Source organism: Flavobacterium bernardetii, assembly GCF_011305415.1.
Classification (GTDB): Bacteria; Bacteroidota; Bacteroidia; order Flavobacteriales; family Flavobacteriaceae; genus Flavobacterium; species Flavobacterium bernardetii.
Genome location: NZ_JAANOQ010000011.1, coordinates 26730 through 53506, shown reverse-complemented (window position 1 = coordinate 53506; position 26777 = coordinate 26730). Strand labels below are relative to the sequence as shown.

Sequence of the window (26777 nt, the reverse complement as noted above, 5' to 3'; positions counted from 1 at the left end):
GCATTACCTGTTGCGTCTAATTGAACTGTTATGTTTTGAGTAATTACAGTTGGAAGAACAGTATCTTGAATCGTTACCGTAGCCGTTCCTGTACTCATGTTTCCATTGACATCTGTTACCGTTAAAGTAACTGTGTTTGGACCAACATTCGCACAAGTGAATGTGTTTGGAGAAACTGTCATCGTAGCAATACCACAATTATCAGTTGAACCGTTATCAACTTGAGCAGCCGTAATTGTTGCATTTCCAGTCGCATCTAATTGAACTGTTATGTTTTGAGTAATTACAGTTGGAACTTGAGTATCAGTAATTACAACGTTATATGAACAAATAGACGTATTTCCATTATTATCAGATAATGTGTATTCTACTGTTGAAGTTCCAGTATTAAAACTATGAGTATTTAAATTATTGATACCAGAAACAGGAGATGCATCAACTGTTGCTCCAGATATCGTCCAAATAAGATTATTTACAGCGCAATTATCGCTAATAATTGGATTGTTTGTTGTGACGTTAGTAGCGCAACTTCCTAGGTTTGCTGAATAAGTCAACGTTGATCCACAAATGTTACCTCCAGTAGATTCATAAGTAGTTGTAAATACATAATCAAAACTAGGAAATGCACCAAATCCACTGTTAGCATATGTTTGTCCATTAGGATATGGATTAGATGTATTACCAGACCAGCATTGCGCCCCATTAGTTCCTGTCGCTACTAAATAGTAAGTTGCGCCAGGTGTAATTGAAATAGAAGGCCAACTTACGCTTGCCCATTCATTTGCTGAAACACCCAAATCAGTGCCACTTGCTAAAAGAGTTCCATTTAATGTTGAATAAAGAGAAAGAGTAACGTTACCAATTCCTGCGCCATTATCAGTTAATAATATTGAAGCACCATTAATAGAATTCTGAATTGGAATAAATGACTGTGCTAAGTTTTGTTGAGTAAAATTACCCATACATGTATTTAAAACCAACTGTTGTTGATCAACGGATGTTAAAGTACTTGGTATAGTAATAATTGGATTTGTAACATCATTAACAATTACATTTTGAGTTTGAGTCGTTGTAACACTTCCACTTGTATACGTCCAAGTAACCGTTATTGTTCCTTGTGTTGTAATCGGAAAAACAGTTGACGTTGTTCCTGTAATTATTGTTCCACAATTATCAGTAGCTGTTGGTGCTGTTGGCGCAGCAACAGAACATTGACCAGTAACATCTGGTAAAGAAGCTATGTTTGGTGTGATTGAAGATGGTGTACAAATTTTCACCTCCCAAATTCGATCTATTCCTCCTATGTATAAACTATTCCCTCCCAGAACACCGGTTGAAGGGCCAACTCGCACATCAGAATTAGCACTAACAGAAGGTATTGCAGCTACAAAAGCTGTAATAACTCCCGTTGTCAGGTTAACTTTTTGCACAGATGCTCCATAATGAATATAGGCAAATTGTCCTGCGGGATCAACAGCAAAGTTTGCATTATGTCCTGCAGGTATTGTTGATTTAACAACAAGACTTGGTCCGGCTAAATTAACTTCGCAGAGCTGATTATTTGAATAATTTAAATAATATAATTTATTGGTAGTCTGACAATATTCAAGACCAGAATTATCCAACATTGCCATAACATTTGTCACAACTCCAGTGGTTAAATTTTTTGACCATAATCTTCCAGAGCCTTGAAAATACAGAGTATCACCAATAACGGCAAAACCACATTCATTTCCAGAAACTGCAGGTGCAGATGCTAATGTAACTGCTCCTGGTGCAGATAGATCACGCATACTTAATACGCTATTCGACCAAGTAAATATTGAATTGTTGTAATATTCAATATCCGTTGCTATAAAAGGATGCCAAGTTGTAGCCCAAACCCCAGGAACTAACGCAAAAGTTTGAGCTGCAATATCACCATTTCTTAAGGTTGTTGGATTTCCTCCTGAATTATCAATATGCCAGAACAATCGTTTTCCAGTCCAGTCAGTAGTCATTTCTGTGACATAACCAGTTCCTAAAAATGCTGTAGTTACAGTATAACCAGGCTCTACTGCTACTTGCAAATTTCCTCTATACGTTCTATTTATATTATCAGAAAGTACGGATTGGAATGATTCCTTTTCGGATAATTCAAGATTCCAGTTTGTTTTGCCTCCCGTAATATCTGTAGACATAGCAACTGAGTAGTTGCCTAATTGTTTCAATGAATCAAATAATTGATTACCTTCATCGCTTGATCCAGATTCACATGAAAATATGTTAAGTGAACCATTATGTTCAATAGACATGTTTAATCCATAAAAGAAATTCGAATTTTTTGATTCGAATATGTTATGGTTAGTAATAATCTCTGATCCGAGTTCAAATAGACCCTTTTTTCCATGTGAAAAAATATTTACACTAAGTAATTTTTCACTTTTAATAACTGATTTTATTAATTCTGTTATTTCTGCAAATCCAGCTTTGGATGAAACACGCAATGTTTTTACGTTCAATTCAGACTTAGCATTTGCTTCAATAATTTCAGGATTTTCTACTTTTTCGTCTATAAGAAAAAGGTGAACGCCACTTTGTGCGAAAACCTCACTTGAGAAAAGTAAGAAGAGTATTCCGACTAATAATAATTTTATTTTCATAATAATTTCTTTTAATACTTGTTATAAAGGATTCTTAGATTGTTTCAATATTTCCCCCAATTTTCCTGAGATTAGTTGTGCTTTGAGAGTAAACATAGGTTAACGGAAATAGCATAGCTAACATCGTTATTAACATGTGGGTTTCAGTGATAGTTTAAATCAAGGTATTTTTTCTTTCATTAGTTGATTATAAGTTGTATTTAATTAGATTTTTTCAAATTTACTCTAAGCATTAATTGTCAAAAGAAAAAAATGTCATGAAAAAACTTTTTTATGTCATAAGAAGAGAAGATTTATGTTAAATAAATTTGATTTCGAGGTTTTAATGAAATAATTCTTATCAGAAAACTATGAGCTGAATAAAAAATACTATTTTGGTGTTTATAAATTTATTGAAAAATGAAAAAGCGTAAGGGGTCAGTTTTTTTATAGCTTAAATGCTTTAGGTTATTTGTTAAATGAAAAAAAACCTAAATAATTCGAGGTAAAGATATGTTAAGTATAACAAGAAAAAACTAGGTAGTAATACCTGTTTTTTCTTGTAGGAAATCGTGTCTAGATGTTTAAAATTAAATTAAATAGATTTGTTACGTGTAATTCTTTTTCAAATTTCAGTTCAAAAAAACCAACCTCATTACGCTTTTTGAATCTTGTGATTTGAAGTTAAAGTGTTTAAAAAAATACTTTGTTAATTATTTGGTAATTAAGTGTTTGTGGTTGTGCTTAAAAAGAATAACAACTTTTTAAATAATCGTTATTGTTATTTCATTGCTTATTTTATCTTTGTAAGTTGATGCAAATGATTATATATGTCTAAAAGTAATAATAAAAGAAGAGAAGCCTTACTATATCACGCCAAACCAACACCTGGAAAAATTCAGGTGGTGCCTACTAAAAAATATGCTACCCAACGAGATTTGTCTTTGGCTTATTCACCAGGAGTGGCTGAACCGTGTTTGGAAATTGCAAAAGATGTAAATAACGTTTATAAATATACTGCTAAAGGAAATTTAGTGGCTGTAATTTCTAATGGAACTGCCGTTTTAGGTTTAGGAAACATTGGTCCGGAAGCTTCAAAGCCAGTAATGGAAGGAAAAGCCTTGCTATTTAAAATATTTTCTGATATTGATGTTTTTGATATTGAAGTTGATGCAACTGATATTGATAAATTCGTAGAAACGGTAAAAGCGATTGCGCCAACTTTCGGTGGAATTAACCTAGAAGACATCAAAGCACCAGAATCTTTCGAAATTGAAAGAAGATTGGTTGAGGAATTAAATATTCCTGTGATGCATGACGACCAACATGGAACAGCAATTATTTCTTCGGCAGCACTTTTAAATGCTTTAGAAATTGCAGAAAAAGATATTACAAAAATAAAAGTTGTGGTTTCTGGAGCTGGTTCAGCTGCTTTAGCTTGTGCGAATTTGTATGTTTTATTAGGAGTAAAACCTGAAAATTTATACATGTTCGACGTAAATGGTTTACTAACAACTTGTAGAGATGATGTTTCCGAGTTACAAATGCGTTACGCAAAATCGTGTAATCCAGGACCACTATCAGAAATTATAAAAGACGCCGATATGTTCTTAGGATTATCGGTTGGAAATATTTTAAAACCAGAAATGTTATTGTCAATGGCGCCTAATCCAATTGTATTTGCGATGGCGAATCCGGAACCGGAAATTGACTATAATGTAGCGATAAATACACGTGAAGATATCATTATGGCAACAGGTCGTTCTGATTATCCGAACCAAGTAAATAATGTATTAGGATTTCCATACATTTTCCGTGGTGCATTAGATGTAAGAGCTCGAAAAATTAACGAGGCGATGAAAATGGCTGCCGTTAAAGCTTTGGCAGAATTAGCAAAAACACCTGTTCCAGAACAAGTGAATATCGCTTATGGCGAAAAAAAGCTGGTTTTTGGTAAAGATTATATTATTCCGAAACCTTTTGATCCAAGATTAATTTCCACTATTTCTCCAGCTGTAGCAAGAGCTGCAATGGAAAGCGGTGTTGCAGGTATTGAAATTACAGATTGGGAAAAATATGCAGATGATTTACAAGAACGTTTAGGTGGCGATAATAAAATAATAAAACTACTTTTCAATAGAGCCAAAACCGATCCTAAAAAAATTGTTTTTGCAGAAGCAGATCAGTTAGATGTGTTAAAAGCAGCTCAAATTGTTCATGAAGAAGGAATTGGAATTCCGATTTTATTAGGGAATTTAGAAATTATTCAAGAATTAAAAGAAGAAATTGGATTTGATGCCGAATTAAAAATCATCGATCCGAAATCTAAAGACGAAGATAAAACCAGAGAAAAATATGCACAGTATTTCTGGAAAACAAGACAACGCCGAGGAACATCGTTATTAGATGCTCAAAAATGGATGCGTGAGCGTAATTATTTCGCAGCAATGATGATAAATACTGGTGATGCTGATTGTTTGGTTACTGGATATTCTCGTAGTTATCCAACAGTTGTGAAACCAGTAATGGAATTAATCGACAAACAACAAGGTGTAAGTAGAATTGCCACGGCTAATATCATGAATACTAAGCGTGGGCCTTTATTTTTATCGGATACTGCAATTAATCCTAATCCAACGGCTGAAGAATTAGCAAAAATTGCTTTAATGACAGCAAAAACAGCAAGAATGTTTGGTATTGAACCAGTTATTGCAATGATTTCGTTTTCAAATTTTGGTTCTTCTTCAAATGAAAGTGCTATAAAAGTGAGACAAGCAGTTAAAATTTTACATGAAAATTATCCTGAGTTAATTGTGGATGGAGAAATTCAAACCGACTTTGCTTTAAATCCAGATATGCTAAAAAGTAAGTTTCCATTCTCTAAATTAGCCAATAAAAAGGTTAACACTTTAATTTTTCCTAATTTAGATGCGGCAAATATTACCTACAAAATGCTGAAGGAATTAGATAAAGTGGTTTCAATTGGTCCGATTATGATGGGATTAGAAAAGCCAGTGCACATTTTTCAATTGGGGGCAAGTGTAGAAGAAATGGTAAATATGGCTGCAGTTGCAGTAGTTGACGCACAAGAAAAGAAGAAAAATCAGCTGAAAGTAAAAAGTAAAAAGTAAAAAGTAAAAAGTAAAAAGTAAAAAGTAAAAAGTAAAAAGTAAAAAGTCACAAATAAGAAATTATTTAGATCTTGTACTCAAAATAATATAATAATTAAAAACATTGCGAACCTTGCGAATTCTTTGCGAGCTTAGCGGTTTAGAAAATATATGATTGCACACATTCAAGGAAAACTAGTAGAAAAAACTCCCACAGAAGTGGTGATAGAATGCAATGGCGTAGGTTACGAAATTCATATTTCATTGCATACCTATACTCAAATTCCTGAATCTGAAAATGTAAAATTATATACTTTTTTACAAGTTAAAGAAGATTCACATTCTTTATTTGGATTCGCCGATAAAAAAGAAAGAGAATTGTTTAAGCTATTAATTTCTGTTTCAGGAATTGGTGCCAATACTGCCAGAACAATGCTTTCGTCTTTAAATCCAGAACAAATTATTCAAGCAATTGCTTCTAATGATGTAGGTACTGTTCAATCTATTAAAGGAATCGGATTAAAAACGGCTCAAAGAGTGATTTTAGACCTGAAAGACAAAGTGTTAAAAATATACGCCATCGAAGAAATTTCTGGTGGTTCATACAATACAAACAAAGAAGAAGCGTTATCTGCATTAGAAGTTTTAGGTTATATTAGAAAAAATGCAGAAAAAGTATTAGAAAAAATTATCACAAATAGTCCAACAGCAACAGTGGAAGACTTAATCAAACAAGCTTTAAAAGTATTATAATTTGAAATCACAATTAACAAATAGTTTGCCAAAGCAAACACCATTAAAAATGGAAGTGATTCATATGTTATCTATAAATAATATGCTTTAAACATATGAAAAAATTATTTAAAAATATAGTTTCAAAAATCAGCAGCTCTTTTTTTATGCTGTTTGCCAGTGTTTTTTCATTTGCACAAGAAACTCCAGTACAAGAACAAGATTCAACTAAAACAGGTTATAGTGTAGGGCAAATTGCTATGCCAAATCCTAAAAGTATTATTGATGCTTATACCTACGACCCAGTAACTAACCGATATATTTATACGGCTTCCGTTGATGGTTTTAATATTGATTATCCTTTGATTTTGACTCCAGAAGAGTATGAAAAGCTTGTTCGAAAAGAAACAATGCGTAAGTATTTTCAAGAAAAACTGAATGCAGTTGACGGAAAAAGAGCTGGTTCTGAAGAAGCAAGAAAGAATTTATTACCAAGATTTTACGTTAATAGTAAGTTTTTTGAAGCCATTTTTGGTGGAAATACAATTGATGTTAAACCGAGTGGTTCCGTTGAAATTGATTTAGGAATCCGATTTACGAAACAAGATAATCCATCCTTTTCACCAAGAAATAGAAAAACTACAGCATTCGACTTCAATCAGCGAATTTCAATGGGTTTACAAGGAAAAGTAGGAACGCGTTTGAATGTAAATATTAATTACGATACACAATCTACTTTTGCTTTTCAAAATTTAATTAAACTTGATTATTCACCAACAGAAGACGATATTTTACAGAAAATTGAAGTTGGAAATGTGAGTTTTCCAATATCGAATTCCTTAATTCGTGGTGCGCAAAGTTTATTTGGTGTGAAAGCACAATTTCAGTTCGGAAAAACTACTTTCACTGGAGTTTTCTCAGAACAAAAATCACAATCAAAAACGATTACTTCACAAGGTGGTGGAACTATTCAAGAGTTTGATTTCTTTGCTTTAGAATACGATTCTGATAAACACTATTTCTTATCACAATATTTTAGAAACAACTATAATAATGCCTTAAGAAATTATCCTGTAATTGATTCTCGTGCACAAATCACAAGAATTGAAGTTTGGATAACAAACAAACAAAATAGAGTTACTACAACAGATAATAACTTAAGAAATATTATTGCTTTGCAAGATTTAGGGGAAGCACAATTAACTGGAATTCCTGATTCTGAAATAATTGGTGTTCCTGATGCAGGTTTTGTTATTGTACCTCCAAATTCTCCAACTGACAATAAAAATAATAAATTTGATCCAGGAGAAATTGATAATCCAGCGTATTACTTAGATTACCAGATTAGAGAAATTGCCACTGCAAATAGCGGTTTTACTAATACAGGAATGAACGAGGGAATTGATTATTCGAAATTAGAAAACGCTAGAAAATTATCACCTTCAGAATATACATTCCATCCACAATTAGGATACATTTCCTTAAATCAGAAACTTCAAAACGATGAGGTTTTAGCTGTTGCTTACCAATATACAGTTGGTGGCGAGGTATATCAAGTAGGGGAATTCGCAAATGATGGTTTACAATCAACTACTGTAGATCCAGCTGGAATACCTACAACTCAGGCTTTGATTTTAAAAATGTTAAAAGGAAGTTTAATCAATGTGAGTGAACCAACTTGGGATTTAATGATGAAAAACATCTATCAAATTCCAGGCGGAAATCAATTGCAACAACAAGATTTTAAATTCAATATCTTATACCAAGATCCTTCACCTATAAATTATATTTCACCAGTAGCCGGAACTCCATTTCCAGATGAAAACAATCCAGTTTTAAATATTCCTTATACTGTAACGAAAACACCATTATTAAAAGTATTTAATTTAGATAAGTTAAACTTTACGAATGACCCACAACCAAATGGAGATGGATTTTTCGATTTTTATCCTGGTATTACAGTTGATGCACAATATGGAAGAATTATTTTCACAACGGTTGAACCTTTCGGTAAAACCTTATTTGATAAATTAAGTTTAGCTGCGGAAGATTATAATGATCCTTTATTATATAATGACAATCAGGAGAAATACGTTTTCAGAACGTTATATACATCTACACAAGCAGCAGCTTTACAAGAAAGTGCAAAAAATAAATTCAAATTAAAAGGTAGTTTTAAATCTACTGGTGGTGACGGAATTTCTCTAGGTGCATTTAATGTACCACAAGGAAGTGTTGTAGTATCTGCTGGTGGAAGAATTTTAGTAGAAGGTGTAGATTATACGGTAAATTATCAAGCAGGTCGTGTTAATATTTTAGACCCATCTTTGCAAGCTTCGAATACGCCAATTAATGTGTCATTAGAAAATAATTCTGTTTTCGGACAACAAACGAAACGTTTTTATGGTTTGAATGTAGAGCATAAATTTAACGATAAGTTTTTAGTTGGAGCTACTTTCTTAAAAATGACAGAAAGACCTTTTACTCAAAAAGCAGATTACAATCAAGAATCAGTAAATAATACTATAGTAGGTATAAATACTAATTTCTCTACAGAAGTTCCTTTCTTTACAAGATTAGTTAACAAATTACCAAACATTGAAACGGAAGCGCCATCTAATTTATCTTTTAGAGGAGAGTTTGCCTATTTATTTCCAAACGCACCAAAAACTGCAGATTTTAATGGAGAGCCAACTTCTTATATTGATGATTTTGAAGGGTCACAATCTAATGTAGATTTAAAATCACCATTAGCTTGGTCATTAGCCAGTACACCAATTGGTTTTGGAGGAGAATTTAATGATGATCCGGAACAAGATTTAGTTTGGAGATATGGTCATAAAAGAGCAAAATTATCTTGGTATAATATCGACCCTGTTTTTTATACAGATCCGCCATCAGGAATTAATGATAACGATTTGTCAAGCAATAAAACAAGAAGAATTTTTAGTCAAGAATTATTCCCAAATATCGACATTCCACAAGGACAATCTAACGTAATAAGTACTTTAGATTTAACGTATTATCCTAGAGAACGTGGACCATACAATTACAATCCAATAGCGGCATCAAACAATCAATTTCCAGCAATTGATGCTCCAAATAATTGGGGTGGTATTATGCGAGCAATTAATACAACAAATTTTGAACAAGCAAATGTTGAGTATGTACAATTTTGGATGATGGATCCTTACACAGGTAATCCAGGTGATGTTGCAAGTCCAACAAATACAGGAACCTTAACTTTGAATTTAGGAGAAATTAGTGAAGATGTATTAAAAGACGGTAGAAAACAATATGAAAATGGTTTGCCTGAAAACGGCGGAAGTCAACCAACTTACTCAAACAAATGGGGTAAAGTGCCAGCTTCACAATCCTTAATTTACGCGTTTGATACTAATGAAGCAAATAGAAGTGTACAAGATGTTGGTATAAATGGTTTAAACGATGCTGAGGAAAGATTAAAACATCCGGCTTTCGCCGCTCTTGGCGATGCTTCTGCAGATAATTATAACTATTATTTAAATGCAACTGGAACTGTTTTAGATCGATATAAAAATTATAACGGTTTGGAAAATAATTCCCCAATTACAGTTACAGATACGAATAGAGGAAATTCAACTAATCCTGATGTGGAAGATTTGAATAGAGATAATACCATGAATACCATTAATGCGTATTATAAATTTAATATTCCAATTACTCCTACTATTGTTATTGGTCAAAATTATGTTTCTGATTTTAAGACCACAACACAAGTTATGCCAAACGGGCAAAGTACTGAAGTAAGATGGGTACAATATAAAATTCCAATTTTAGAAGCAACAGCTGCCAATATTGAAGGTCCAATTACAGATTTTAGAACCATTCGTTTTATGAGAATGTTCTTAACTGGCTTTAGCGAAGAAGTAACACTTCGTTTAGGAACTTTAGATTTAGTGCGTGGAGAATGGAGAAGATTTAATGGGGAATTATTTACACCAGGAAATTCAAATTTATGTCAAGATGATGTAAGTTTTGATGTGGTAGCTATTAATATTCAAGAAAATGGAGGCAGAAGCCCAATTCCTTATGTGTCACCTCCAGGTGTAGATAGAGAACAATTATACAACAGTAACACAGTTATCAATCAAAATGAACAATCATTATCATTAAGAGTTTATGAGAAAGACAATACTGATGGATGTGAAGGTGGATTAATTGATGCAGATTCTAAAGCCGTATTTAAAAATGTAGATGTAGATATGCGTCAATATAAAAAATTACGTATGTTTTTACACGCTGAACCATTGGTTGGAGATGTAGATCCTTTAGAAGATGACGAAATGGTAGCTTTTATTCGTATAGGAAATGACTTTACCGATAATTTCTACCAAATTGAAATGCCATTAAAAGTGAGTGATTTAAATGCTCGTACTCCCGAAGATATTTGGTTAGCAGATAACGAAATTGAATTACCTTTAGCTTTGCTTTCAAAAATTAAAAGTTTAAAAATTGCTGGTAATGCTGCTTTAATAGGTAATACGGATACTAACGGAATTGCCTTTATGAACTCAGAAGATTTAGACCCTTCTATAGACCGTATGAAAATCGGTATTAAAGGAAATCCTAATTTCGGACAAGTAAGAACCTTAATGGTCGGACTTAAAAATCCGAATGGTTCATCAGATGCAACAGGTGCAGTTAGAGGAGAAGTTTGGTTTAACGAACTTCGTATGTCTGAAATTGACAATAAAGGAGGTTATGCTGCCGTAGCTAATTTAGATACGAATTTGGCTGACTTCGCAACATTCTCTGCAACGGGACGTTTAAGTACAATTGGTTTTGGAGCTCTAGAAGAAGGTCCGAATGAAAGAAGTAGAGAAGACGTAAAACAATATGACGTAGTTTCTAACTTTAATGTTGGGCAATTATTACCGAAAAAATGGAAATTGAATTTACCTTTTAACTATGCAGTTGGTGAGCAAGTAATTACACCAAAATACGATCCATTATATTTAGATTTAGAGCTGAAAGAAGTAATTGATGCAGAAACGGAACAAAACAAAAAAGACGAAATTGAAAACCGCGCTATCGATTATACCAAACGTACAAGTGTAAACTTTATTGGTGTGAAAAAAGACCGTGGAGAAAAACAAAAACAACGTTTTTATGATGTTGAGAATTTGACACTTTCATATTCGTTTAACGAAATGTTACATCACGATTTCCAAGTTCAAAATTTGGTAGATCAACAACAAAAATCATCTTTGGATTATGCCTATTCGTTTAAACCATTGTCCATTGAACCATTTAAAAAGAATAAGTTTTTCAAGAAAAACGGATATTATAAAGCATTAAGCGATTTTAATTTTAACTTCTTACCAAGTAATATTACATTTAATTCTAATATTGTCAGACAATTTAATCGTCAACAATTTAGATTGGTTGATGTTCAGGGTATTGGTTTAGATCCATTGTACAGAAGAAATTATTTCTTCAATTATCAGTATGGTGTGAATTTCCCAATTACAAAATCATTAAAATTAAATTATACTGCTGCAAATAATAATATCGTAAGAAATTATTTTGATGCGCAAAATAACCCAATTAACGACTTAGACATTTGGAATGATTACTGGAATTTTGGTACAGCCAATACGCACAACCAACAAATAACAGCTAATTACGATTTACCAATAAATAAAATTCCAGCTTTAAGTTTCATTAAATCTTCATACATATATACAGGAGATTACAGCTGGCAACGTTCTTCAGATGCCTTTTCAACTTTTGAAGCGTTAGACGGTACTATTTATCAATTAGGAAATACTATTCAGAATGCTAATTCGCATAATATAAAGACAGCATTAGATATGAATGCCTTTTATAAATATATTGGATTAACCGTTAAAAAACAGAAAAAACAAGCAGTTCCTTCTAAAAAAACACCACCAAAACCAGGTGAAAAAGTAGTCAATACTGCTCCTAAAGTAATACAAGAAGAAAGAGGTGGTTTTGCTAGATTTGGAATTGGTTTGCTAACTTCTGTCAAAAACATTCAAGTGAATTATACAGAATCTGGAGGAACGTTATTACCAGGATATTTACCAGGATTAGGATTTTTCGGAACATCAAAACCAACATTAGGTTTCGTTTTCGGAGATCAATCGGATATTAGGTATGAATCGGCTAAAAGAGGTTATTTAACAAATTACCCAGAATTCAATCAGAGCTTTACTCAAATTAAATCGAAACGATTAGATTATACTGCACAAGTAGAATTTATTCCAGATTTAAAAATTGATATCAACGCAGAGAGAAATATTACGGAGAACTATTCGGAACAATTTGACGCAGTTGACGGAAACTACAACTCATTGTCGCCTTATAGTACTGGAAATTTTAATATTTCTACTATTATGATTAAAACGGCATTTAAAGCTAGTGATGAAAATCAATCTGAAATTTTTGATAGATTCCGTAAAAATCGTTATGCTGTGGCAATACGTTTAGCAGATGAATTTTATGGTACTTCAAATTACGGTTTTGATGCTGATGGTTATCCAGATAAATTCGGAAAAAATAGTCAGCGTGTTTTAGTACCTGCATTTTTATCTGCCTATTCTGGAGTGAAAACATCATCTGTGCAAACTGGATTATTCTCTAGTTTCCCATTACCAAACTGGACATTGAAATATACAGGTTTAATGAAATTGACTTGGTTTAAAGATAATTTCAAACGTTTTTCTATGCAACACGGATACCGTTCTAGTTATAGTGTGAATTCATTTAGAAGTAACTTAAATCCAAGTCCAACAGATACGGATGGTAATTTATTCCCAGATATTATTACTTCAAATGTCAATTTAACAGAGCAATTTAATCCATTACTTAATGTTAATTTCGAATTGAAAAACTCATTAAACATTATGGTCGAAATGAAAAAAGACCGAAGTTTAAATATGAGTTTCGATAATAATTTATTAACAGAAGTACAAGGAAACGATTACACCGTTCGTATTGGTTACAGAATTAAAGGCGTTCAGTTTAATTCGAAATTAGCCGACAACGCACAAGGAATGATTAAGAGTGATATTGATTTAAAAGCCGATTTCACACTTCGTCAAAACATGACAATTGTACGATATTTAGATTACGATAACAATCAATTAGGTGGTGGGCAAAACATTTGGTCATTCAAATTATCCGCAGGTTATGCCTTTAGTAAAAATTTCACAGCGAAGTTTTTCTATGATCATCAATTTTCTAAAGCAGTCATTTCAACAGCATTCCCGCTTACAAACATTCGTTCTGGCTTTACTTTTATATATAATTTCGGAAATTAAAAAATAAAAATTAATAGTAAATTTTAAGAATATAATTTACATTTGTCATAAATAAACACAATTAAAAAATGAACTCGCAAATAAAAAAAGCGATACCATTTGACCAAATTAAAAACAACAAATAAATACAAATGAATATACCAGCAAACTTAAAGTACACAAAAGACCACGAGTGGGTTTCAATTGAAGGAGATGTAGCAACTGTAGGAATTACAGATTTTGCTCAAAAAGAATTAGGTGATATTGTTTATGTTGAAGTAGAAACTTTAGACCAAACTTTAGATAAAGATGAGGTTTTCGGAACTGTGGAAGCTGTAAAAACGGTTTCAGATTTATTTTTACCATTAAGTGGTGAAATTATTGAATTCAATGACGATTTAGAAAGTAATCCAGAAACTGTAAATACTGATCCTTATGGAGCAGGTTGGATGGTTAAAATTAAAATTTCTAATGCTTCTGAAATAGATGAATTATTATCAAATGAAGCGTATACATCACTTATTGGCGCATAATTTATTTAAGATTCTTGCATTTATTTGGACAATTCTGATTTTTTATTTTTGTTTAGATGATGCGCCAAACGTTCCTAAATTTACGTTCCAATATAAAGACAAAGTAGTTCATTTTATATTCTACTTCGTATTTGTTTATTTTTGGTCAAGAAGCTTAAAAAATACTAGTTTGAATTACATTCTAATAGTTCTTTTTTTAGCTTTAATAATAGGAATTTCAATAGAGTTTATGCAAGAAAGTTTCACGCTTCATCGCACATTCGATTGGTATGATATTTTAGCAAATTCTATAGGTGCACTAGCAAGTTTTATATATGTCAAAAAGTTTTATGCAATAAAAAACTAAATTAAAATCTCACTTTGGTGAGATTTTTTTATTTTTACCAATAAATCAATAAATGAACATCAAGTCCTATTTAGATTCAACGTATTTAAAAACAGCTAAGCAAGCAAAAATTTCTGAAAAAGAAAACACTGTTTTGGTTCAAAACTTTGTGCAAGAAACTATTGACGAAATGTTCAAACTGGTTATGATCAGACCAGATAAAGTGGGATTGGCCAAAAAATTAATTGATAGTCAAAATTCAAAAGTTTTAATAGGAACCGTAATTGGTTTCCCTGAAGGAACAAACACTATTGAAGAAAAGCTAATTGAAGCCAAACAAGCCATAAAAGACGGCGCAGACGAATTAGATTTTGTTATTAATTTTGAAGCGTTTAAATTAGGTGAAATTAATCTGGTGAAACAAGAAGTTTTGCAAGGCACACAATTCGCATTGCAACACAACAAAACCATAAAATGGATTATTGAAATTGCAGCTTTAAACGGTGCTCAGATTATTCAAATAACCTCATTAATAAAAAATGTGGTTGCGGCTAATTTCAAGGAAATTGAATTTGAAAATGTATTTGTAAAATCTTCAACTGGATTTTATAAAACCTTAGATGGTTCACCTAATGGAGCCACTTTTCCTGCAATAATTGCCATGTTAGAAAACGCATTTCCGTTACCAGTAAAAGCATCTGGTGGCATCAAAACAAAAGAGGAAGCACTTGAAATGATTAAGTTAGGTGTAAAAAGAATAGGAACATCATCGGCGAAAGCCATTTCTGAAGGAATAGAAACTTCGGGAAGTTATTGAAAAGTGACTTCGAGAGCCTCAGTCACCGGTTGGCTGAGGCTCTCGAAGCCAAAAAATAAAAGAATTAAGTAGAAAAATCAGTATTAAATTAAAAAAAAACTTAGCGACTTAGCGCCTTTGTGGCAGATTTAAAGATTGCTTCGTGCCTCGCAATGACATGAAAAAAATATTAAGTACAATCGTTGTTTTGTTTTCTCTGTCTGTTTTCTCACAAAACAACACAGAAAAATTACCAATCTTTGAAAGTTGTAAAGCGAAACCAGAAGACGATGCTTGTTTTTTTGCGACTATCCAAGACAGTTTCAAACAAAATTTCAATAAAGAATATACCGCTGAAAAGTCGACTATCATTGCGCTTTTTGCAGTCGATACTTTAGGGAAATTTGATCTTTTATATATCGATGCGGCTTCAGAAGAAATTAAAAACGAAACCAAACGTGTTTTTTCATTGCTTCCAGTTGTGCAACCTGCAACTTATAACGGTAAACCCGTTTATGCGAAATATACCTTGAAAGTAAACTTCCCTTTTTCAGATGATGAAAGAACTAAGAAAAAAGCTGAAGACGCCTATCGTACAGAGAAAATTACAGCAAAAACTGAATTAAAAGAATTTGAGGATATTGTTTATAATAAATTCGAAAACCCACAATTCAAAAGTGGTTTAAACATTCCATTCAATCATCAAAAATATGCCGAATTTGAAGCCTATATGAATCAAGTTGGGACAAATAATCACACCGCAGAAAAACCTTATTCGTACAAAGATGTTGCTAGATATTATGATTTTGAAAAGAATTATCAAGCAAAAGCTATGAAAAAAACATCGTGGTTTGGTAGAAAAATTTGGAATGAAAACTTAGTACAAATGCAAGGTGATGGTTATTGGTTTTTAATGAACCCTATTTTAGACATGCGTGGTGGAAAAGATTTTGATAGCGAATTACAAAACACATTTGTGAACACCAGAGGACTTAACATACAAGCAGGTTTAGGTAAAAACATCACATTAACAACCTCAATTTACGAAAGTCAAGGTCGTTTTGCTGATTATTATAATGCTTATGCTATTAGTTTAAAACCTTCTGGAGGAAACCCTGGAACGATTCCTGGAGTTGGAATTGCTAAACAATTTAGAACAGATGCCTTCGATTTTCCTATGGCAGAAGCCAACATCAAATTTACGGCGACTAAGTTTTTCGATGTGCAATTGGGTTACGGAAGAAATTTTATTGGAGATGGATACCGTTCGGTAATTCAAGGAGATGCTACAAGTCCGTATCCGTTTATAAAATTCAATACTACTTTTTGGAAAATAAAATACACCAACACCTATATGTTTTTGCGTGATATTACACCAGAAAACACAGCCGAAGGAACGTATGCTTCAAAATATATGGCAAACCATTATTTGAGTTGGAACGTTACTAAAAGATGGAATTTAGGTTTATTTGAAAGCGTAGTTTGGTCAAATACTAACGGAAGAGGATTCGATCCCAACTTTATCAATCCAATCATTTTTTATAGAGCTGTGGAATTTGCTTCTTCACCAAAATCGGGGAATGCCTTGTTAGGAATCACGTCTAAATATAAATTCAACAGTAAATTTAGTGCTTACGGACAATTTTTAATTGATGAATTTTCGGTTGGCGATGTTTCGAAAGGAAATAAAAGTTGGAAAAACAAATTCGGATACCAAATTGGAGCCAAATATTTCAACGCGTTCGATATTGAAAACTTAACACTACAAGCCGAATATAATATAGTTCGTCCGTATGTGTATTCTCATAGTGCTACACTTACTAATTATACGCACAACAACCAAAGTATGGGACATGCTTGGGGTGCCAACTTTAAAGAGTTAATTGGAATTGCGTGTTACACCAAAAACAGATATTTTTCACAAGCGAAATTGATTTACGGAAAAAGAGGTTTCGATTATACTGACGGAACCAACAATTTCAACTACGGAACCAATTTATTTATCCCATACGATAGCGAAACCAATCCAAGACCTTATGATGAAGGTGCTTTCGCCGGACAAGGAAATACAACTACAATCTTAATTGGTGATTTCACTGCAGGATACATTATCAATCCAAGTTCGAATTTGAAAGTATTTGCCAATATAATTCACAGAAGTTTCGACCCAACCAAAACATCAGCAACTTTTGAAAAATCAAACACCACTTGGGTTTCTGTTGGGATTTCTACAGATTTATTTAATTGGTATTTTGATTATTAATGGTTAAATAAATTTAATAACCCAATAGCGCTGATTTGCAATCCGTGCTAATTAAATGTATTGCTATTAAGTAGTGGGTATGTATAAGTTATGCGTCAGCTTAAACCACAAACAATAAAACTATGAGAAAAATAATTTTTATTTTTACTGTAATGTTTAATCTTTTATCAAATGGTCAAGAGAAAAACAATGAATTTTATTATGATAAATTAAAAGAAGTAGAAGGAACTGATTATGTTATAGGGTTTCATTTTAGTAGATATATAGTTAATGATTCAAATTTTAGTTCTTTAATTTTTATTAATACTAAAACTGGTAAAAAAAATCAAGTTGATTTTCCCAAAGACACTAGAGTTGGAATGCCCGAACAAATTAAAATTGATAGTTTAAATATCAATTTAATATTTGTTCGAGTAAATTCTCTTGAACAAAACGCAAATAATAAAAGTTATAATATTAATCCATCACAAATAATTATTTTATCAACAGATGGTAAAACAAAAACTCAATTGACAGATAATGATTTTTTTGTAAAACATTTAACTTATAATAAAAACACTGGAACAATGGTAGTTTCTGGCTATTATGACAAGAACAAAAACAACAAGTTTGACGAACAGGATAATAGCGATATAATTCTATATAATTTAAAAACTCTCAAAAGAATAAATTAGTACTAAAAAAGCCGAACGCATAACAAGCGTTTTACACAATAGCGAATTTTGTAGTAAAATCACGTTTCCGTTTCGTAAGAAATTTTATCTTTAACAGACAATAAGTAGTTCCGAAGTTCGCAACCTCGCCAAGCGCCGGAACATTAGCAGAAATTCATAAAAACTAGAACAATGAAAAAAGGTATTTTAACATCTATCATCGCAATCTTTGTAATGGTTTCGGGGTACGCTCAAAATTATGATTTCGACTTGTTAGCGCAATACAGAATTAATGTTGATAGTTATAAGCACGATCGAATTACTTACGCAAATTCTAAAAATGATTCCTATTTTCTAAGTGTTACTTCGAGTAATGGTAAACTCAAGGGCGTATTGTATGATTTAGATAAGTTTATTATGTTTAATTATTTAGTAAATGAGTCAAAGGTCAATGATGAAATATATTTTGATTTTGTTTACGTAGATTCCGATACAATAAAATATCATAAATCTTTCTACGGATATGAATTTACTAATGAGGAAATAAAAGCAGACAGCATTTCCAAGACGATAATTGTTAATGCATATGAAGGAAAAAAGCGAAAGAAGGCTAAAATGTCACTAGAAATGGATATGATTGAAGCAAAAAGCAATTTATTCCCGCTTTTTAGATTTTGTTGCCTTCACCCGTTTGAACTTTTACAAAATTTGAATTTTTCAGGAAATTACTTAGTTAAAAAAGGGAAAGGATTTACGTTAATGGGAAAACCGGTTGAGCTTGAACTTGTAGAATTTAGAGATGTTAAGCTGAGATTGAAAACCTCAAAAATATAAATGAACTTCTGCTAACAACGGTTTGGCACAATAGCTACTTTTACCTTAAACAACACGCTCGATTTTCTAACTTAACAAGAAATAAACGTTCCACGCAGCCCCGGAACGTTAGCCAACAATAAAAAAACAAACGATACTATATTCAGATAGTATATTAAGATAAAACTAAGACTTAAAATTTATAATGAAAAAAACGATACTAAATTCAATACTATTTATCCTTTTAAATACAATTTACGGCTATTCTCAAACACCAACTTTTGATGCTACTTTTGGAACAAACGGCAAAGTTTATGAAGACTTTATCTCTGGAAGTAATGAATTTTCACAAATCGTTCTTCAGAGTGATGGTAAAATAGTAGCTTCAGGTGCTGTTGCTACGAATGATCCATATACACAATGTTTAGTTGTCAGATTTAACACAGATGGTAGTGTTGACACTACTTTTGGTAATAATGGAACTGTAGTCACAAATAGTAACCAAGCATATGCACATAGTATAGCATTACAAAATGACGGAAAAATTTTGATAACAGGTGGGATCGAATTGCCAAATAATAATGCTGAAATTTTGGTTACCAGATTAAATTCAAATGGAACAATAGATACAACATTTGGTAACTCTGGCAATACTATTATTTCTCTTCCAACAACAGATGAAGAAGGATTATCAATTCTAATAGATCCTGCAGGAAATATATATATAGGAGGATATAGTAACAATAATTCATTTATTGTTCGATTAAATCAAAATGGTTCTATTGACAATGCCTTTGCGAACAATGGTACAGCGATTGTTAATGGAGAAATCTTATATGATTTGGAATTTTTGAATGATGGTAAAATTCTTTGTATTGGTAACAACGTTAATAGTCTTACTTTATCAAAATTAAATACTGATGGTACATTTGATACTTCATTCGATGGAGATGGAATGGTTTCAACCACTTTTGGTCCAAATGAGTTTCCATATGCTAGAAAAGCCGTTATACTTAATAATGGCGATTTTATTGTTGTAGGCCATGCATACCATAATTTAAAAAATAAGCCAGTCCTAGTAAGATATCACAGTAATGGAAGTCTTGATACTACATTTGGGAATAATGGAATAGTTATTAAAGATTTTGGTGGTATTATTGAAGGTTTTGGAGTTGATGCGGCTGTAGATTTAAACAATCACTTAATTGTTGGATATACAGCAGGTGTGGCAAGTAATTGGGACTTTGGAGTAGGATGCTATAATTTAGACGGAAGCGATGTGAATTCTTTTGGAACTAATGGAACTTTCATTTTTAATTTTGGAATTGAACCTGAGGGTTTCGCAAGTTTAGCCATCCAATCTGACAACAAAATTGTAATGGCTGGCTATAAAGATATTTCTTTAATGGCGCGTCTTGAAAATTCGATTTTATCAACCCATGAATTTGAATTAAATACTAATTTTACTTTATATCCGAATCCTATAAACAATGAAACAAAATTGGAATTCACATTAAATAGTTCAGAAAAATTATCATTTGAAATTTACAATACAAAAGGACAGCGATTAAAAACAATTACCAATAATAAAACATATAATTCTGGTAATAATGTAGAGAAAATTGATAATCTTGAATTTCTACCAAAAGGGATTTATTTTTTACGTATTTCAAATGAAGATAGGAGCAAATTTAAAAATATAACCTTTATAAAATAACCAGTTGCTATTTTAATTACAACCAGAGAGCGCGGATTTACTTCGTCAATTCTGTTAAAGCCTCGGGTGCAATCCGTACTAATCAAATATAAACGTTATAAAGTATTGGTTATGAATAAGTTGTGCGTAATGTCAAAAAAAAATACAAAATAGACGCAACCAAAAGACTTTAAAAGCATCTATAGAGAAAAGAAATATGAAAAAAATAAACCAAATCGGAATTGTCTTTTTATTATTCATGACAATAAGTTGCGAGAAATCAGAAGAAAAAACAAATATTGAACAAATTAATTGTTTACCACCTAATTTACAAAATGGAGTAATTGCTTTTTATTCTTTTGCTAATGGTTCATTAGATGATTCTTCAGGAAATAATTACAACTTAACAAATTCAACAACAGCAAGCTCTGGAATGGATAGAGCTGGAAATTCAAATTGCGCATTCATTTTTGTAAAAGCAAATAATGAATTTTTAAAATATACAAATCCAACTTTTTTAGATAATTTTCAAACCCTTCCTTTTTCGATTTCATTATGGTATAAACCATTATCGCTAAATTCGGGCTTTGAAGTTTTAATTGGAAGAGATTCTGGTCTACATTGTCCTAATACTTCTGGACAATGGTCAGTTTCACTATATGATTGTAGAAAACCAGTATTTGGTATCAATCAACATTCTTTATGGGATGATTATTCTAATAGTTTAGGCTGTGCTGAAACTTTAGCCGACTTATCAAATGTTTGGCAACATTTAGTTGTAACTTGTAACGGAACAGATTTAAAATTATACAAAAATGGTGTTTTAACAACTAGATTACCTGGATCTGGCTGTTCTACAAATATTCCAACTATAAACGCTGGAGATTTATTTTTAGGAAAAAATTATAATGGTTTATTGGATGATGTTATTATATATAACAATATACTTTCTCAATTTGAAATTACTCAATTGTATAATTTACAACCTTGTTGTCAATAATCAACACTACGCACAAAAGGCACTGCTCCCGATAGCGGATTTGCAATCCGTGCTAATCAAACTCATTCAATCCATATAAAATTTCCTTCATTTTAGTACCATTAATTTCAACCGGTTTATAAGCAATATTGAATTTATCAATAGCCACATCAATATCCGTTTTTAGTTTTTTGTATTCTAACGGAAGTTTGGTTTCGCATTGTTTTCCGTTTTCATAGCTATTCAAAATCACTTTAAACTTTTCGTAAAATTTGCCGCCTTGGTCAATAAAGTTATTATACATAGTAATAAACTGCAACAATCGATCAATTGGGAATTCTAAATTGACTTGCATTTTATATTGTTGTGTACCAGTTGTGGATTTCATTTTAGTTAAATACTCATCCATTTTTATCGTGACATTTTCCCAATCGTCATTTGTTCTGCAGTTTTCTAGTGTTGCTGTATAATTGATAGGTTTCGTGTAATCTTTAAATAAAATTTCAATTTCACTTTTCATTTTATCATTACTTTTCTGTAGAAAAGCTGTTTCGAAATAAATAGTATTCAAATCATTTTGCATGCGTAAAGTAAAATCTAAAATGCATTCAATATTGCTTAGTTCTTTTTCTTTTTCATCTTTAGTTAATGAAGAATTCAGCATATTAGTAAATGTTTGAATTACGGAAACAATAGTATTTGTTCCTAAAATTGAAGTCAAATCAAGTCCGGTTTTTTTGTCTTTTTTTGCAGCAACTAAGTTTTTTAATTTTTCAAATTCTGGATATTGATTTGGATTTGAAATTTTATTAATCTCGTTAAAAGTTCGAATAGAAGCAAAATGATGATCTAAACTTAATACCTTTTCATATAAAATTTTAATTATTTGTAATCCTTTTATATATCTAATTTTAGAAACATCACTAGTGTTGTCTTTTATTAATTGTCTTATTTCAGCATTAATTTGATCTTTCTGAATTAATAAATCCACTTTCTTTTTTGTTTTATATGTGGTAAGAAGAGAATGATCTATTGCTTTTGTTTTTTCAATTTTACTATTAATAAGAATTTCATATCTTAAATTAATTGAGCTTATTTCTAAATATAATTCTGAAATGATAACATTTGGATCTTTTTCAAAATTATTTGAAAAAGCAAAACCACTAAATAAAAGTGAAAAATATATAAAAAAGCGCTTACTCATTATTTAAGTTTTAAATTTTACTAAATAGTTTCAAGATGATTACTGCTTTATTATCAATTAGTTTTATTGGATAAAGTCCACTCTTTATTGTTGGTTTTTTTGAATTTAAATTTAAAAGATTAATGGTTTCAGAATTCAATTCAAAATCATAATCTTGATTAAAAAAGAATTTTTCTATTTCAGAAATAGTCTTGATTTCTTTACCAAAAAGAAATTTTTGTTCATCAATTGTAAGGGCTTCTGTTTTGATTGTTAGCTGTAATTCTGTTTCAGAAATTTTTAATAAATAAAACTTCTCAATATCCTGGTTTTTATTAGTACTAGTTTCAATTGTGCATAGGCCAACTCCACCTTTGCACTCTCTTCCTCTAATGTCAATTTCAAGTTTGTTTTCTATGTTTTGTGCGTTTATAATTGAGCAAAACAATATCAGTATAATAGTTGTTGTTTTCATTTTTTTAAAGTTTTTACTTGTGTTAATTTTATTTTTTGTTTTTAAAAAAGCGGTAAATTTTGATTTACCGCTTTTAATACTTAACTAAACAATTTAAGCAAAACATAGCATGACTTTTAAAGTCCTGTTCTTAATCACAACAATAATTAGAACTACAAAAAGCTGCTTTTTTTTCGATTCATAATGAATCTTTTCTTGAAATGGTATATCATTTCAGGTAGTATGATAAAAAAAAGATCCATTTTAATGTTTGAATGGCTTATAAAAAATTGTGATTTTTTCGTTTGGATCTTTTTTTAATATTTTTTAATGTTGGGTTTAATGAATTTTAATTCTAAATTTTGTTTTTTAGCAATTAAATATGATAGCATCTGAATAGTGATGCTTCTTTTCAATTTTTTTTTATTTCAATTTTTAATTCATCCCAATTTGGTTTACTATTTAATAAATTTTGCATTTCACATACATTTTCGGGAGTGATAATGTTATTATTTACAGATATAATTTCATCGTTAATATTGAAATTATTGTTGTCTGTATTTAATTTGAATCCAACCAAAAGTTTTGAATTAACTGCAATGCTTTGAATTGTGAAAGGAGGGATTTCTATATCAGTGTTTTCAATGTTATTTATTTTTTTAAAATAGACTACATTGTTTTTGAAATCAAAAATCCAATTAAATTTTTTTATAAATTTAATTCCTAATGTATTAATATGTAAATTATCGAAAACAGAAATTTTACAATTTATTTTTTCAGTTTCATTAAAAATAATATCAGCATTATAGTATGATTTTATTTTTTGAGATGAAATGCCATTAACGGTTTCTATTAAAGTATTAAATTCAACATTTGGTTGTTTAGATGATTTAAAATCTTCATTTTTAATAATTAAGCCGCCATTGTTTCCAGTATCAAATAAAAAATCTATTTTTTTATTATTAATAACTAAAGGCAAAATTATTTTGGAACCAAGTGTTTTTATTTTAGCACTACTTTTAGTGTAATTTTGAAATGTAAAATCTTTGTTTAAAATTTCAATTCTACTTTTTTCAAAATCTAACAAGACTGGTAATTCGCTATTTTCAATAAAATCAATACCAATAATACCAATATTGTTTGGATGCACTTCATTACAATATTTAGTTTTTTGTTTTAGAATTTTAATAAATCTAAAAATTTTATTTTTAGAAGTAAAAAAACCACTATTAGCTGTTGATGAAACAAAATTATATGATTGAATTGTCACGCCATTTGCTCCAACTATTTTTGTCCCTTTTTTTAAATCGTTGTTTTTGTTGATTTTTTGTAAAAACATACTATCAAGTAAAGCAGAACTTTGAGCACCAGTATCGAATAAAAAAATTCCACTCTCGTTATTTATTAATGTAGGTATATGTAGCTTGTTGTTTTCTAAAGTAAAACTCTGAATCGAATTTTCATTTAAAATCGATACTTGGTTTGAATAATCTTTATAGGAACTACATGAAATAATTGTAGAGCTTACAATTATTAATGATAATATGCTTTTAATAGTTTTATTACAATAGATTTTACTTCCTTTAAAAAAGTAGTTATCTAAGTAATACTTACATAAAGTTATTAGAATTAAAAAAATTAAAAACAATATTGATTTTGATATTATACTCATCGTTTTTTTATTTTTAATTCATCCCAATTTGCTGTATTATTTAATAAAATTACTGTTTCGCAAATGTTTTCAGATGTTATAGTTTTATCATTTACAGAGATGATTTCGTCGTTGAGTTGATATTCATTTAATTTTTTTTGCTTTATTGTAACTACAATTTTATTGTTTCTTTCAGATGCTCTATACTGAAACATTTTATTGTTTAAATCACTTTCAATTTCAATGTTGTTCTTTTTTATGTATACTTCATTATTATAAAAATCAATAATCCAATCAAAACCTTTGATGAAATTTATTCCAACATTTTGTGCTTTTATACTTTTGGAAATCAAAAGTGTTGAATTTACATTTATATCTCCAAGATTTATTTGCTGATTTTCATAAAAAATTTCTTCACCGTTTGTTCTGCCTGATGCTGTTTGAAAAAACTCACCTTCAAATGCAATATTTCTATCTTTTTCAAACTTCAAATTTTCATTATATGGAATGACTAGGTTGCCTAAAAAACCTGTGTCTAATTTAAATCGATATTCATTATTGTTTATATTTAGAAAAATAAATATTTGATTCATTTTGCATTCTGATTTTATTTTTTGATAACCTTCATTTAAAGCTATTTTTTTTTTATCTGAATCTGTTATATAGCTAATCTTACTATTTGTAAAATCCATTAATAATAACAAATCATCATTAAACATGATATCAACACCTAGGATTCCTTGAAATTCATTTTTTTTAGCACATTTATTGGTAGAAATCATATTCAAATATGAAAACACTTTGTTTTGAGAATAGAACAAAGGAGATTCTATTGAAGAAACAAGTATTTTACGTTTTGTTTTTTTTCTATCTGCGCCTTTTAAGCTTCCTATACCATTAAATGTTCTAGTTGAAAAATTTGAAATTGTTGTAGAATCTGTAATAACACTACTCGTTGCTCCAGTGTCAAACATGAAATTCACTTTGTTATTTTCTAATAAAGTTTCAAAGTAAATAAGATTGCTTTCTTTGTTGAAAGCGTAAGCTCCAATTTTGTTTCTTATTTCCTGATTTTTTATTGCCTTCATTTGTTTACAACTTATATTTATAAAGGTAATCACTAAAAGAAGTGTGATATTTTGTTTCATTTATTAGTTTTTATTTCAAGAATGAAACTGTTAAAAGGTAACTTCAACAGTTTCATTCAATGGTTTATATTTCTACGGTTTAATAATTTCAATAATTACTTCAATAATTGCTATTGCTAATTGACACCAAAATCCACATTTTGTTTTATTGATGGCCGTTAGGTTAGAAGCCCCGTGTTTTTGTCCTAAAGCAACTAATTCTGAAGCATCTCTACTCAATATTTCACATGTTGATGTATTGCTTGCTAAATCACTGTAAACCACTTTCATCAATTTTCCTTCAAAAGGATTGTATGGTGAAGGTGTAGTGAAATTTTTGACAAAATCTTCATAAGTTTGTCCTTTTTGATAAACAGATTTGCTTAAGGTAATTAATGAAACAACTTGCGTGTTTACAAGTAATTGTTTTTGATTTCCAGTTACTTCTTGGGCATTTCCAAAAACACTTAACATAACAGTGGCAATTAAGCCGAATACCATTTTTTTCATTATATTTGTTTTTTTAAAATTAAT

17 protein-coding genes are annotated in these 26777 nt (G+C 30.6%); 11 read left to right on the top strand and 6 right to left on the bottom strand.

What is annotated here, in order from left to right; genetic code table 11:
* Window positions 1-2642 (bottom strand): DUF4347 domain-containing protein (locus tag G6N05_RS14845; protein WP_166131528.1); only part of this gene is annotated, 2642 nt, incomplete at its 3' end.
* An 809-nt stretch (window positions 2643-3451) separates the two neighbouring features.
* Between G6N05_RS14845 and G6N05_RS14840 the strand changes: the two genes are divergently transcribed.
* The 11 genes from G6N05_RS14840 (at window position 3452) to G6N05_RS14790 (ending at window position 21849) form a co-directional block, all read left to right on the top strand.
* On the top strand, window positions 3452-5752 hold the full coding sequence (locus G6N05_RS14840) for an NADP-dependent malic enzyme (protein WP_166131525.1): 2301 nt from the start codon (window positions 3452-3454) through the stop codon (window positions 5750-5752).
* A 150-nt stretch (window positions 5753-5902) separates the two neighbouring features.
* Window positions 5903-6484, top strand: coding sequence for a Holliday junction branch migration protein RuvA (gene ruvA, locus G6N05_RS14835; protein ID WP_166131522.1), 582 nt, complete (start codon window positions 5903-5905; stop codon window positions 6482-6484).
* Window positions 6485-6579: 95 nt separating this feature from the next.
* Window positions 6580-13791, top strand: coding sequence for a T9SS outer membrane translocon Sov/SprA (gene sov / locus G6N05_RS14830; protein WP_394351483.1), 7212 nt, complete (start codon window positions 6580-6582; stop codon window positions 13789-13791).
* A 131-nt stretch (window positions 13792-13922) separates the two neighbouring features.
* Complete coding sequence (gene gcvH / locus G6N05_RS14825) at window positions 13923-14303, top strand: glycine cleavage system protein GcvH (protein ID WP_166131519.1); 381 nt, start codon at window positions 13923-13925, stop codon at window positions 14301-14303.
* On the top strand, window positions 14257-14649 hold the full coding sequence (locus G6N05_RS15810) for a VanZ family protein (protein WP_166131516.1): 393 nt from the start codon (window positions 14257-14259) through the stop codon (window positions 14647-14649). The genes gcvH and G6N05_RS15810 overlap by 47 nt, the downstream gene beginning before the upstream one ends.
* A 52-nt stretch (window positions 14650-14701) precedes the next feature.
* Entirely contained in the window at window positions 14702-15445 is a 744-nt protein-coding gene (deoC, locus tag G6N05_RS14815) for a deoxyribose-phosphate aldolase (RefSeq protein ID WP_166131513.1), read from the top strand.
* A gap of 157 nt (window positions 15446-15602) precedes the next feature.
* Window positions 15603-17687, top strand: a complete 2085-nt coding sequence (locus G6N05_RS14810; protein WP_166131510.1) for a gliding motility protein RemB — start codon at window positions 15603-15605, stop codon at window positions 17685-17687.
* Between the two features lie 122 nt (window positions 17688-17809).
* A complete protein-coding gene (locus G6N05_RS14805; protein WP_166131507.1) occupies window positions 17810-18361 on the top strand; it encodes a hypothetical protein in 552 nt (183 codons plus the stop codon).
* Window positions 18362-18532: 171 nt separating this feature from the next.
* A complete protein-coding gene (locus G6N05_RS14800; RefSeq protein WP_166131504.1) occupies window positions 18533-19174 on the top strand; it encodes a hypothetical protein in 642 nt (213 codons plus the stop codon).
* Window positions 19175-19358: 184 nt separating this feature from the next.
* Entirely contained in the window at window positions 19359-20870 is a 1512-nt protein-coding gene (locus tag G6N05_RS14795) for a T9SS type A sorting domain-containing protein (RefSeq protein ID WP_166131501.1), read from the top strand.
* A 196-nt stretch (window positions 20871-21066) separates the two neighbouring features.
* Window positions 21067-21849: a LamG domain-containing protein gene (locus G6N05_RS14790; RefSeq protein WP_166131498.1), complete on the top strand. Its 783-nt coding sequence runs from the start codon at window positions 21067-21069 to the stop codon at window positions 21847-21849.
* A 52-nt stretch (window positions 21850-21901) separates the two neighbouring features.
* On the opposite strand, the gene G6N05_RS14785 is transcribed toward G6N05_RS14790, so the two are convergent.
* From G6N05_RS14785 to G6N05_RS14765, 5 genes are all read right to left on the bottom strand, one after another.
* Window positions 21902-23032, bottom strand: a complete 1131-nt coding sequence (locus G6N05_RS14785; protein WP_166131495.1) for a hypothetical protein — start codon at window positions 23030-23032, stop codon at window positions 21902-21904.
* A 10-nt stretch (window positions 23033-23042) separates the two neighbouring features.
* Window positions 23043-23486, bottom strand: a complete 444-nt coding sequence (locus tag G6N05_RS14780; RefSeq protein WP_166131492.1) for a hypothetical protein — start codon at window positions 23484-23486, stop codon at window positions 23043-23045.
* A 391-nt stretch (window positions 23487-23877) separates the two neighbouring features.
* The gene (locus tag G6N05_RS14775) at window positions 23878-25137 is read right to left on the bottom strand and encodes a pepsin/retropepsin-like aspartic protease family protein (protein ID WP_166131488.1); all 1260 of its coding nucleotides are present in this window, start codon (window positions 25135-25137) and stop codon (window positions 23878-23880) included.
* Window positions 25134-26204 (bottom strand): pepsin/retropepsin-like aspartic protease family protein, encoded by a 1071-nt coding sequence (locus tag G6N05_RS14770; RefSeq protein ID WP_166131485.1) that lies wholly within the window; start codon window positions 26202-26204, stop codon window positions 25134-25136. The genes G6N05_RS14775 and G6N05_RS14770 overlap by 4 nt, the downstream gene beginning before the upstream one ends.
* Window positions 26205-26336: 132 nt before the next feature.
* Entirely contained in the window at window positions 26337-26753 is a 417-nt protein-coding gene (locus tag G6N05_RS14765; protein ID WP_166131482.1) for a hypothetical protein, read from the bottom strand.
* Window positions 26754-26777 lie beyond the last annotated feature (24 nt).